Consider the following 11,430-nt stretch of genomic DNA (forward strand, 5'->3'; position numbering starts at 1 on the left):
GAACACCAGACCCGACATGCAACACACCCCTCACTCGGCCGGTGTTGCACTCACCCCCAGGAACCGCGCGGGGAAACCTGCAAGCCCTACTCGGCCGCCGCCAGCTGCCCGCACGCCCCATCGATCTCCCGACCACGCGTGTCGCGGACGGTCGTGGGGATGCCCTTGGCCTCGAGCCGGCGCACGAACTCGCGCTCGTCGGCGGGGTCGGAGGCGGTCCACTTCGAGCCGGGGGTCGGGTTGAGCGGGATGAGGTTCACGTGCACCCAGCCCCAGTCGCCGTAGGACTGCAGGACGTCGCCGAGGAGATCGGCACGCCAGCCCTGGTCGTTGATGCCGCGCATCATGGCGTACTCGATGGAGACGCGGCGCTTGGTGAGGCGGGCGTAGTCCCAGGCGGCCTCGACGGTCTCGGCGACCGAGAAGCGGGTGTTGATCGGCACCAGTTCGTTGCGCAGCTCGTCGTCCGGGGCGTGCAGGCTCAGCGCGAGGGTGACCGGGATGCCCTCCTCGGCCAGCTGGCGGATGCGCGGCACCAGGCCGACCGTGGAGACGGTGATGCCGCGCGCCGACATGCCCAGCCCGTCGGGGCTGGCGTCGGTGAGGCGGCGGACGGCGCCGATGACGGCCTTGTAGTTGGCCAGCGGCTCGCCCATGCCCATGAAGACGACGTTCGAGACCCGGCCCGGGCCGCCGGGCACCTCGCCGCGGGCCAGGGCGCGGGCACCGGCGACGACCTGCTCGACGATCTCGGCGGTGCTCATGTTGCGCTGCAGACCGCCCTGGCCGGTGGCGCAGAAGGGGCAGGCCATGCCGCAGCCGGCCTGGCTGGAGACGCACATGGTGGCGCGGTCGGGATAGCGCATCAGCACCGACTCGACCAGGGCGCCGTCGAAGAGCCGCCACAGCGTCTTGCGGGTGGTGCCCTTGTCGGCCTCCATCGTGCGCAGCGGCGTCATGAGGTTCGGCAGCAGGGTGGCGACCAGATCGGCCCGCTGACCGGCCGGCAGATCGGTCATCTGCTCGGGGTCGTCGACGAGCCGCGCGAAGTAGTGGGTGGAGAGCTGCTTGGCCCGGAAGCCCGGCAGGCCGTTCTCCTCGAGCAGCGCCTTGCGCCCGGCCGGATCGAGATCGGCCAGGTGGGCGGGCGGCTTCGCGCGCCCCTTCGGCGGCTCGAACACCAGGGGCAGCGACTTCGGGGCGTCGGACATCTCCCCCATCCTCCCACCTCGACGTAAGGCGACCCGAATCCGTGCCGGACGCCGCGCCTGGCCGATCAGGCCTGGGAGTGGATGAGGTACCAGAGGACGGCGGCCGCGACCGAGCCGACCACCACGAGGGTCGAGACGATGCCGAGCATCATGTAGCGCCCGAAGCGACGCGAGGGCCGGTAGACGACCAGGCCGATCGGCACCGCCAGCGCGATGAGCACGAACGGGTAGAGCGACTCCGCGGTGTCGTAGTCGAGCAGCCAGTTGAGCACCGCCCCGTAGAGGCCCGGCACCAGGATGATGAAGAACATCCCGGCGAAGAAGCCCGAGAGCGGCGCGAACACCGGGTGCTCGCGGTGCCACCAGTTCGGTCCGGACGGCGCCGCGTCGGCCATCGGGTCGGCCGAGGCGGGTGCGTCGCCGTCGACCACGGCGATCTCGCCGCCCGGGTCGGTCGCGACGTCGTCCTCACTGCTCACCCGCCCGAGGGTACTGGGCCAGCCTGTGGGCGTCCTGAGATCAGGCGTGCGGGTCGGCGGGCAGGCTCACGGTGCGCAGGTCCGGCATCGTCGACGAGCGCCACGCCTCGACGCTCGGCGGGCGACCGGCGAGGTCGGCCTCGAGCACGGTCCAGGCGATGCCGTGCCCGATGAGGACGACGTCCTCGCCGGCCATCGTGCGACGCAGCGGGAGCAGCGCCGTCCGCAGCCGGCCCCGGAGCTCCTCCAGGCTCTCCCACCCCGGAGCGGCCGCGGCGGCCGGGACGGCGAAGGCGCGGGCCGCGGTGAGGTCGTAGGCGTCGTCCCAGGCGTCGGGACGCCGCAGCTCGGCGAGGCCCTCCAGGATGCCGACCTGGCCGTCGGTGAGCAGCTGCGCGGTCTCGACCGCCTTCGGCTCCGGCGAGCAGAACCAGGTGGCCCCGTGCGGCAGCCGATCGCGCAGCGCCCAGACATCGTCGAACCCCGCGGGATCGAGCTCCCAGGTCGCGGCCGGGCGGTCGCGCACGACCAGCGGACGGCCGTGCCGCACGAGGTGGGCGCGGATCGGGAGGGGCACGGCCGCTCAGAAGACGGCGTAGTGCAGCAGCAGCCAGATCGGGGCGATCGTGGCGAGCAGGGAGTCGAGCCGGTCCATCAGACCGCCGTGGCCGGGGATGACCTGGCTCATGTCCTTGATGCCCAGATCGCGCTTGATGACCGACTCGCACAGGTCGCCGAGGGTGGCCATGACGACCGCGATGAGGCCGAGGGCCACGCCGACCCACCAGTCGCCGTCGAGGAGCCACACGACCAGCCCGATGCCGCCCGCGACGGTGAAGACCACCGATCCGGCGAAGCCCTCCCACGACTTCTTCGGGGAGATGACCGGGGCCATCGGGTGCTTGCCGAAGAGGACCCCGGCGGCGTACCCGCCGATGTCGGAGGCGATCGTGACGAGGATGAAGACCAGGATGCCGGCGACCCCGTCGTTGTCGAGGCCGCCGCCGGTGTGCCCGCCCTCGGAGAGCATGAGCGCCACGAAGGAGCCCAGGAACGGCACGTAGACGAGGGTGAACACCGAGGCGGTGGCGTTCATGACGTAGCCGTCGATGCCGCGCTGGAGCAGCCACAGCATGATCGCCAGGGCGGTGACGGCGGTAGCGGTGACGAGCGCCGGCGCCCCCCAGAAGTAGGCGACGACGACCATCACCACGCCGCCCACCATCAGCGGCTGCTCGGGCAGGTCGATGCCCTTGGCCAGGAAGCCCTTGTGCAGCTCCCACACCGCCACGACCACGGCCGCGGCGACGATGAGCATGAACAGCGACTTCTCCAGCGCCAGGGAGGCGGCGATGGCGCCGAGCAGGACGACGGCCGAACCGACGGCGGCCTTGAGGTCGCGGCCGGCCCGGCCGTGATCCTTCGCGGCCGGGCCCGACGGCGTGGGCGCGTTCGCAGGTGCGGTCATCGGGGTGGAACTGGCGAGGTCCTCAGACCTCGAGCAGCTCCGCCTCCTTGTTCTTCAGCATGTCGTCGATCGCGTCGGTGTGCTTCTTGGTGAGACCGTCGAGGCGCTTCTCGGCGCCGGTGACGTCGTCCTTGCCGACCTCGCCGTCCTTCTCGAGCTTCTCCAGGGCCTGCTTGGCGGTGCGGCGCAGGTTGCGGACGGCGACGCGGCCGTCCTCGGCCTTCGCTCGGGCGACCTTGATGAACTCCTTGCGGCGCTCCTCGGTGAGCTCGGGGAAGACGCAGCGCAGCACCTTGCCGTCGTTGGCGGGGTTCACGCCGAGGTCGGAGTCGCGGATGGCGCGCTCGATGCCGCCGATGGCGCCCTGGTCGTAGGGCGCGATGAGGATGACGCGCGCCTCGGGGGCGGTGAAGGAGGCCAACTGCTGCAGCGGGGTCGGCGAGCCGTAGTAGTCCACGACGATCTTGCTGAACATGCTCGGGTGCGCCCGGCCGGCCCGGATGGCCGCGAACTCCTCACGGGTGGAGTCGACCGACTTGTCCATCTTGGTGTCGGTCTCGTTGAGGATGTCGTTGATCACGGGTGCTCCTGGTGTCGAAACGTGGTGTGGTGCCGGCGGACGTGACGGGTCACGAGTGGACCAGCGTCCCGATCCTCTCACCCTGGACGGCACGCAGGATGCTGCCCTCGACGTCCATGCCGAACACGATCATCGGCAGGTTGTTCTCGCTGCACAGGGTGAAGGCGGTCTGGTCCATGATCGCCAGGCCCTCGGCGATCGCGCGGTCGTAGGTGAGGTCGTCGTACTTGACGGCGTCCGGGTCGCGCTTGGGGTCGGCGGAGTAGACGCCGTCGACCCCGCTCTTGGCCACGAGCACGACCTCGCAGCGGCTCTCCAGGGCCCGCTGGACGGCGACGGTGTCGGTGGAGAAGAAGGGCATGCCCATGCCGGCGCCGAAGATGACGACGCGACCCTTCTCCATGTGCCGGATCGCGCGGCGCGGGATGTAGGGCTCGGCGACCTGGCCCATGGTGATGGCGGTCTGGACGCGGGTCTCGACGCCCAGCTTCTCCAGGAAGTCCTGGAGCGCCAGGCAGTTCATGACGATGCCGAGCATGCCCATGTAGTCGGCGCGCACGCGGTCCATGCCGCGCTGCTGGAGCTCGGCGCCGCGGAAGAAGTTGCCGCCGCCGGTGACGACGGCGATCTGCGTGCCCGAACGGGCCACGGCCGCGATCTCCTCGGCGATCTTGTGGACGACGTCGGGGTCGACCCCGACCTTGCCGCCGCCGAACACCTCGCCGGAGAGCTTGAGCAGCACACGCTTGTAACCGGGCACCGGGAACCTTTCGATCGCGAGCGGGAGCGGGGCGAGGTTATCAGTGACCGGGCCGGGCAGCCGGAACGGCGATGCCGCCGCCGGGGCCCGGGTGACTCAGCGCACGCGATCGACCCGCGAGCGATGCTGCCGGTGGTTGTCGCCGTCGATGTCGGAGTCCCGGGTACGGGAGATGTGGTCGACCTTCTCCTCGCCTCCCTCGACGGGCTGGGCCGCGATCAGGGTGTCGCGTTCGAACTCGTGCGTCTTGTCGTTGTTGCGGTAGTAGCGGTAGATCAGCCAATACGTCGTCACGGCCCCGGCCGGCCCGGCGGCCAGCAGCCAGACGCCGCCGTCGGACGCCAGCGGGCTGACCTGGACGACGTGGGCGACCCCGAGGGCCCATGCCGCGCTCATGACGTCGCCACCAGGATCGCGCCGGCGACACCCTCGAGCACGGTGCCCACCGTCAAGGCGGCGAGCAGCAGCCGAGGCTTGGAGACGGGGATGCTGCCCATCGTCTCGCCGGTGCGGGCGTTCACGGCGATGTAGTGGAGGAGTCCATTGCTCTCCTGCCGATACGAGTAGAGCCACACCGGCAAGTACATCGAGACCCACCGCGAGCCGCCGACATCGATCCTCTCCTGCTCCCAGCGCACACCGCGGTCGAAACGCCCCAGCGAGGGCTCCACCTGCGAGCGACCGATCGAGAGCAGCTGGTCCTCCAGCACGGGCCCGAGATTCTCGACGTCGAGGTCGCGCTTCTCGCTGGTGAACCCGACCAGGTAGCTGGCGTTCCAGCGCACCGCGTTCTTGGTGTCGAAGGGCAGCACCGAGTTGACGATGTTGTTGGTGGTGCCGCTGCTCAGATCGGCACGCTCGGCCGCACCCTCGATGGTGAGGTCGTCGACGGTGAAGGCCACCTTGCGCGAGATCCGGTAGACGTCGGCCGCGTAGTAGGTGACGCTCTTGTCGCCCTGCTTCTCGGTCCAGCGTCGCGTCTCGACCTCGGCCTTGCCCCAGTACTCCGACTCCGCCCGGGCATCGATGACGAGATAGGGCAGGTAGACGCCCAGGACGTTCTCGGGCACGAACTCGGCCTTGAACCGCTTGTGGGCGAAGAGGCGTCGCTTCGAGGCGAACCCGCGGATCTTCTCGACCGCCTCGTCCTTCGTCAGCTTGAACGGCAGGACGGCGTCCGGGACCGCTCCGTTGGCGATCTGCTGGTTCACGTTGAGCGTGTGCCGGCACCAGTGGCAGCGGGCGTTGAGCGCGTGCGCGGTGTCGACCACGACCTCGGCGCCGCATGCCTCGCACTTGAACGTGAGGACGTCGGCGACGTCGGCCTGGATGCGCCGGGCACCGCTGGCGATGACCGTGCCGTCGAGCTGGTCTATGCCCTCGCCGAGGCCGAACTCCTCCTCGACTCGGGCCTCCTGCCACTCATGGCGGCAGAACAGGCACACCAGGTTGCCGGTCGACCCGCGTAGTTGGACGTCGGTGCCCCCGCACTTCGGGCAGCGGTTCAGGCCGTCCTTGAGCGATTCGTTGACCGTCTCGATGCTGGGCCCCGGCTCGGGTTCGGCCCGCGCGGCGGCGAGCTCCTCCTCCAGCGACAGTGGAGGCCCGTCGAAGGGCGGCTGCTGCGGCGCTGACTCCTGTGTCATCGACGGATCTACCTCAGAGCCCCAGGGCCTTGGCCTTGACGGCGTCGTAGTCGGCCTGGGTGATCAGACCGGCGTCGAGCATCTCCTTGGCACGGGTCAGCGCAGCCATGGGATCGGCTGCGGAGGTAGCTGCCGGGGCGGCTGCGGGGTCCGCTGCGGCGGGCGCAGCTCCCGAGGGAGCCGCGGGGGCCGGCGGGGTGGCGGGGGCTGCCGGGGCTGCGGGCGGCGCCGGCGGCGTCGTCGGCGGCACGGGCTGCTGCAGACCGCCCAGACCGAGACCGCCCACACCCACGCCCATGCCGATCAAGCCGGCCGGGCCGGCGTTCTCGCCTGCGGATTCGATGCCGGCTGCCACCGAGGCCTGCAGGTTCGAGTTGCCGCGGGCGCCGGAGAGGGCGTCCGCACGCTGCACCTTGGCGAGCAACTCGCGGGTGGCGGCGTCGTACTCGATGGCGATGATCGCGGTCTTGACGATCTCGAGCCCGCGGTCGGTGCGCCACTGGTAGTTCTGCTCGACCGCAGCCGAGAGCGACTGGGCGAAGCCGATGGAGTCCTGCTGCAGCTTCGCGATGCGGTTGCCCTTGGCGGGGTCGTTCGTGTACATCGAGAAGGCGGGTGCCAGCGAGCCCACGACCTCGTTGAACAGCTGCTCACCGGCCGGGTTGTCCATGTCGGTGAAGTCGAAGGTCGAGCGGCCGTTGATGACGTCGGCCGGCACGAAGTTGCGGATGAAGGTCAGCGGATCGGTGATCTTGAGCGTGTACGTGCCGCGCGTGATGGCGCCGACCTGGGTGTTGAGGAACGCGTCGTCCCAGTAGATCTCGGACTGGGTGCCGAACTTGTTGTTCGGCAGTTCCTTGAGCGAGACGAACACCGCCGTCTGCTGCGACGAGGGCCGCCCGCCGAACTTGAAGCGCTCCCAGCTCTGCTTGATGATCGAGTCGACCAGGCCGCCGCCGGTGAAGATCGACTGCGAGGCCGCCTCGTCGGAGTCCCAGATGTAGGCGCCGGGCTCGGCGGCGAAGCCCGTGAAGGCGCCGTCCTGGAGCAGCACCAGGCCGTAACCCGGGGGGATGATGATCTTGGAGCCCTTGGTGATGACGCCGTCGGACCCGCGGGTGTTGCTGCCGCGACCGGCGTTCTGGCCCTGCTGCACCGCAGGGAAGAGGGCCGCGGTGGCACCGATGCCGGCGGGCACGCCGTAGAAGTCGACCCACTGGTCGGCGAGGGTGCCGCCGATCGCGCCGGCCACGGCCTGGATGAGTCCCACCTGTCGTACACCTCCACCTGGAACGGCGCGCCCCGCTCCTGCAGGACGCCGGTCGCCGAGGGCTGGACGACCGCGATCAACCTACCGCTGCCGCAGGCCCGACGGGAGGGAACATGGACACCGGAGTCGGCGGGCAGGTGAAGGTCGAGAGACGGGACGGTGCCCGAGGAGAGCCGAACGGCCGGCCACCCCGTGCGGGGTGGCCGCCCGTCGGTCAGGACTGGGCGACGCTCAGGCGCCGACCTCGAAGCGGGCGAAGCGGGTGACCGTGGTGCCGGCGGCGTCCAGGACCTGCTTGACCGACTTCTTGGCCTCGAAGACCGACTCCTGGTCGAGCAGGACGATCTCCTTGAAGAAGGCGCCGATGCGGCCCTCGACGATCTTGGCGACGGCAGCCTCCGGCTTGCCCTCCTCGAGCGTCTTCTTGGTGAGCACGTCGCGCTCGGACTCGACGACGTCGGCCGGGACCTGGTCGCTGGTGAGGTACTGCGCCTTGAGCGCCGCGGCCTGCTGGGCGGCCTGCTTGGCGGCGGCCTCGTCACCGGTGTACTCGACGAGGACGCCGAGGGTCGGGGGCAGGTCGGAGGCCTTCTTGTGCAGGTACACCGTGGTGGTGCCCTCGAAGTAGGCGACCTGGCCGAGCTCGATCTTCTCGCCGATGGTGATCGCGAGGTCCTGGACGACCTCGCCGACCGTCTTCTCGCCCAGGGCGATCGCCTTGAGCGCCTCGGCGTCGCCGACCTTGTGGGTGTCGGCGGCCTCGGCGATCTGCTGGGCGGCGGCGACGAACGCCTCGTTCTTCGCCACGAAGTCGGTCTCCGCGAGCAGGCTGATCAGGGCGTTGCCCGACGCGGCGACGAGGCCGGCCGAGGTCTCGCGCTCGGCGCCGCGGGCGGCCGCCTTGGCGGCACCCTTGACGCGGAGCAGCTCGACCGCCTTGTCGAAGTCGCCGTCGGTTTCGTCGAGCGCCTTCTTGCAGTCCATCATGCCGGCCTGGGTCAGCTCACGGAGCTTCTTCACATCGGCAGCGGTGTAGGCCATCTGGGGTCCTTCTCGAGTCGTGGAAGTGGTGGGACGCGGTGGGGCTCAGGCCTCGGCCGGGGCCTCGGTGGCCTCGGCGGCGGGGGCCTCGACAGCCTCGGCGGCCTCAGCGACCGGAGCGGCCTCGGCGACCGGAGCGTCGGCGGCGGGGGCCTCGGCGTCACCGGTCAGCAGCTCGCGCTCCCACTCGGCCAGGGGCTCCTCGGCGCCGTTCTCGGCACCGTCGGTCTTCGCGCCGGAGCGGGCGATGAGGCCCTCGGCGACGGCGTCGGCGACCACGCGGGTCAGCAGCCCGACGGCGCGGATGGCGTCGTCGTTGCCCGGGATCGGGAAGTCGACCTCGTCGGGGTCGCAGTTGGTGTCCAGGATGCCGATGATCGGGATCCGGAGCTTGCGCGCCTCCTCGACGGCCAGGTGCTCCTTCTTGGTGTCGACGATCCACACCGCGGAGGGCGTACGGCTCATCTCGCGGATGCCGCCCAGGGTCTTGTCGAGCTTGTCGCGCTCCCGCTTCATCTGCAGGAGCTCCTTCTTGGTGCGACCCGAGCCCGCGACGTTGTCGAAGTCGATCTCGTCGAGCTCCTTGAGGCGGTTGATGCGCTGGTGCACGGTCGAGAAGTTGGTGAGCATGCCGCCGAGCCACCGCTGGTTGACGTAGGGCATGCCGACGCGGGTCGCCTGCTCGGCGATGGCCTCCTGGGCCTGCTTCTTGGTGCCGACGAACATGATCGTGCCGCCCTTGGCGACCGTCTCCTTGATGAAGGCGTAGGAGCGGTCGATGTAGGCGAGCGACTGCTGCAGGTCGATGATGTAGATGCCGTTGCGCTCGGTCATGATGAAGCGCTTCATCTTCGGGTTCCAGCGACGGGTCTGGTGTCCGAAGTGGACGCCGCTCTCGAGGAGCTGGCGCATGGTCACGACTGCCATGAGGGATCTTCTCCTGTGTGGGCCCGCCCCGATCGCGCGTCCTTGGCACCGCGCAGGCGGCAGGACGCTCCGGGTCGGGACCCGTAGTGGTTTTCAGTTGCTGCCGCCGGCGGGTGCCGGAGGCCCTGACGTCCGCGCGCGGTCCGACCCGCCGGAGCGGGACCGAGGACCGACGCCCACGGGCGGTCGGGCCCGGAGGGGGCCCGTCGTGGTCTGCGGTCGTGCGAAGTCGACCCGTGAGGATCGCATCGGGCAGCTTACGCGAGGCCTCGCCGCAGGAGCCAATCCGCAGCGGACGGCCCGGAGGTGTCCACAGGCCCTCTCGCGGACGCCGTCCTCCCCCGGTCGCCGCCGCCCCTGTCGCCGGCATCGCCGCTCGGCGCAGGCTCGGACGCATGCGCCATCCACTCCCGACCGTCGTCCTCCTGCTCGCCCTGGCGCCGGTGGCGGTGCCCCCGGCCACCGCCGAGGGGCCGGCGGCACGCTGGCCGTTGTCGCCCACCCCGACCGTGGTGCAGGGCTTCGATCCGCCCACCAGCCCGTGGGGGGCCGGTCACCGCGGGGTCGATCTGCTCGGTTCGCCGGGGCAGGCGGTGCTGGCGGCCGCGGCCGGCACGGTGCGGTTCGCCGGGATGCTGGCCGGCCGCCCGGTCGTCGTGGTCGACCACGGCGGTGAGCGCACCACCTACGAACCGGTGCGTCCGGCAGCCGGCATCGTGGTCGGCAGACGGGTCGGAGCAGGCGCCGTGCTGGGCGACCTGGAGGTCGTCGGCTCCCACTGCCCACCCCGGGCCTGCCTGCATTGGGGGCTGATCCGCGACGTCGACGACGTCTACCTCGATCCGTTGCAGATGCTCGGTGCCGGCCCGGTGCGCCTGCTCCCCTGGGACGCCACCGCGACGCCCGCGACCGCTCCTCCCCCGGCAGCCGCCTGGGTGCCGGCGGTGACGGCGGTGGTGACGACGCTGGTGACGGCACTCGGTCTGCCGCCGGCGGTCACGATGGCGGCTCCGGCGGCGGCTCCGGCGGCGAGGGAGCCGTGAGCCCGGGTGGTCGAGGTCAGGCGCGGGGGTGCGCCTGGGCGTAGGCGCGACGCAGCCGGTCGGTGCTCACGTGGGTGTAGAGCTGGGTGGTGGCCAGCGAGGCGTGGCCGAGCAGTTCCTGCACCGATCGAAGGTCGGCCCCGCCCTCGAGCAGGTGGGTGGCTGCGGTGTGGCGCAGCCCGTGCGGACCGATGTCGGGTGCCCCGGGCACCTCGGCGATCCGCCGATGCACGAGGGTGCGGACGGCGCGCTGGTCGATCCGACCGCCCCGCGCACCGAGGAAGAGCGCCGGGCCGGAGTCGGGTCGCGCGAGCTCGCGGCGTCCCTGTTCCAGCCAGAAGCCGAGGGCGCGGGCCGCCGGCCGCCCGAAGGGCACGGTGCGCTCCTTGCGGCCCTTGCCGAAGACGCGCACCACGCAGCGCTCGCGGTCGACGTCGTCGACGTCGATGCCGACCAGCTCGCCGACGCGGATGCCGGTGGCGTAGAGCAGCTCGAGCATGGCGACGTCGCGCAGCCCGACGGCACTCCCGTCGTCGGCCGCGGCCACGGCCGCCGCGATCAGCCGGGACGCCTCGTCGGCACGCAGCACCGGCGGCAGCTCGCGGTGCGCCTTGGGGCGGGCGAGGCTCGCGCCGGCGTCGGCGGGAGCCCGGCCGGTGCGGGCGGCCCAGGCGGTGAAGACCCGAGCGGCGGTGGAGCGCCGGGCGATCGTGGTGCGCGCCTTGCCGGTGGTCTGCTGCCGGGCCAGCCAGCTGCGCAGGGTGCGCAGATCGATGTCCTCGAGGCGCGTCAGTCCGAGACGGTGCGCATGGTCGAGCAGCGAGGTCACGTCGGCGACGTAGGCCCGCACGGTGTGGGCGGTGAGGTCGCGCTCGGAGACCAGGTGCCGCTCGTACTCGCCCAGCGCCACGGCGAACGCCTCCGGCAGCCCCGCCTCGGGGGTCGCGGTCGGCTCGGCGTCCATGTGGGGAGTCTAGGAAGCCCGAGGCTCCGGACGACGGCTCC

The 11,430-nt window shown here is 71.2% G+C and carries 13 protein-coding genes; 1 reads left to right on the forward strand and 12 read right to left on the reverse strand.

Annotated features, from left to right (window positions below):
• Window positions 1–86: 86 nt before the first annotated feature.
• The 11 genes from rlmN to rpsB all read right to left on the reverse strand — a co-directional run bounded on the left by rlmN (window position 87) and on the right by rpsB (window position 9,382).
• Complete coding sequence (gene rlmN, locus ABD671_RS20825; RefSeq protein WP_344735424.1) at window positions 87–1,211, reverse strand: dual-specificity RNA methyltransferase RlmN; 1,125 nt, start codon at window positions 1,209–1,211, stop codon at window positions 87–89.
• 65 nt (window positions 1,212–1,276) lie between these two features.
• On the reverse strand, window positions 1,277–1,690 hold the full coding sequence (locus tag ABD671_RS20830) for a hypothetical protein (protein ID WP_344735425.1): 414 nt from the start codon (window positions 1,688–1,690) through the stop codon (window positions 1,277–1,279).
• Between the two features lie 40 nt (window positions 1,691–1,730).
• Window positions 1,731–2,267, reverse strand: coding sequence for a histidine phosphatase family protein (locus ABD671_RS20835; RefSeq protein WP_344735426.1), 537 nt, complete (start codon window positions 2,265–2,267; stop codon window positions 1,731–1,733).
• Window positions 2,268–2,273: 6 nt separating this feature from the next.
• Entirely contained in the window at window positions 2,274–3,158 is an 885-nt protein-coding gene (locus ABD671_RS20840) for a phosphatidate cytidylyltransferase (protein ID WP_344735427.1), read from the reverse strand.
• Window positions 3,159–3,180: 22 nt separating this feature from the next.
• Window positions 3,181–3,735, reverse strand: a complete 555-nt coding sequence (frr, locus tag ABD671_RS20845) for a ribosome recycling factor (RefSeq protein WP_344735483.1) — start codon at window positions 3,733–3,735, stop codon at window positions 3,181–3,183.
• 52 nt (window positions 3,736–3,787) lie between these two features.
• Window positions 3,788–4,498, reverse strand: a complete 711-nt coding sequence (gene pyrH, locus ABD671_RS20850; protein ID WP_344735428.1) for a UMP kinase — start codon at window positions 4,496–4,498, stop codon at window positions 3,788–3,790.
• 96 nt (window positions 4,499–4,594) lie between these two features.
• Window positions 4,595–4,894: a hypothetical protein gene (locus ABD671_RS20855; protein ID WP_344735429.1), complete on the reverse strand. Its 300-nt coding sequence runs from the start codon at window positions 4,892–4,894 to the stop codon at window positions 4,595–4,597.
• A complete protein-coding gene (locus ABD671_RS20860; RefSeq protein ID WP_344735430.1) occupies window positions 4,891–6,144 on the reverse strand; it encodes a TFIIB-type zinc ribbon-containing protein in 1,254 nt (417 codons plus the stop codon). Before ABD671_RS20860 ends, ABD671_RS20855 begins: the two co-directional genes overlap by 4 nt.
• A gap of 13 nt (window positions 6,145–6,157) precedes the next feature.
• On the reverse strand, window positions 6,158–7,414 hold the full coding sequence (locus ABD671_RS20865; protein WP_344735431.1) for an SPFH domain-containing protein: 1,257 nt from the start codon (window positions 7,412–7,414) through the stop codon (window positions 6,158–6,160).
• A 231-nt stretch (window positions 7,415–7,645) separates the two neighbouring features.
• Window positions 7,646–8,455, reverse strand: coding sequence for a translation elongation factor Ts (tsf, locus tag ABD671_RS20870; protein WP_344735432.1), 810 nt, complete (start codon window positions 8,453–8,455; stop codon window positions 7,646–7,648).
• A gap of 45 nt (window positions 8,456–8,500) precedes the next feature.
• Complete coding sequence (gene rpsB / locus ABD671_RS20875) at window positions 8,501–9,382, reverse strand: 30S ribosomal protein S2 (protein ID WP_344735433.1); 882 nt, start codon at window positions 9,380–9,382, stop codon at window positions 8,501–8,503.
• Window positions 9,383–9,777: 395 nt separating this feature from the next.
• Here rpsB and ABD671_RS20880 point away from each other — a divergent pair, with 395 nt between their 5' ends.
• Window positions 9,778–10,425: a M23 family metallopeptidase gene (locus tag ABD671_RS20880; RefSeq protein ID WP_344735434.1), complete on the forward strand. Its 648-nt coding sequence runs from the start codon at window positions 9,778–9,780 to the stop codon at window positions 10,423–10,425.
• Between the two features lie 16 nt (window positions 10,426–10,441).
• On the opposite strand, the gene ABD671_RS20885 is transcribed toward ABD671_RS20880, so the two are convergent.
• Window positions 10,442–11,389 (reverse strand): tyrosine recombinase XerC, encoded by a 948-nt coding sequence (locus ABD671_RS20885; protein WP_344735435.1) that lies wholly within the window; start codon window positions 11,387–11,389, stop codon window positions 10,442–10,444.
• Between the last annotated feature and the right edge of the window lie 41 nt (window positions 11,390–11,430).

Origin of the sequence: Nocardioides fonticola, from assembly GCF_039536805.1 — a bacterium.
GTDB classification, from domain to species: Bacteria; Actinomycetota; Actinomycetes; order Propionibacteriales; family Nocardioidaceae; genus Nocardioides; species Nocardioides fonticola.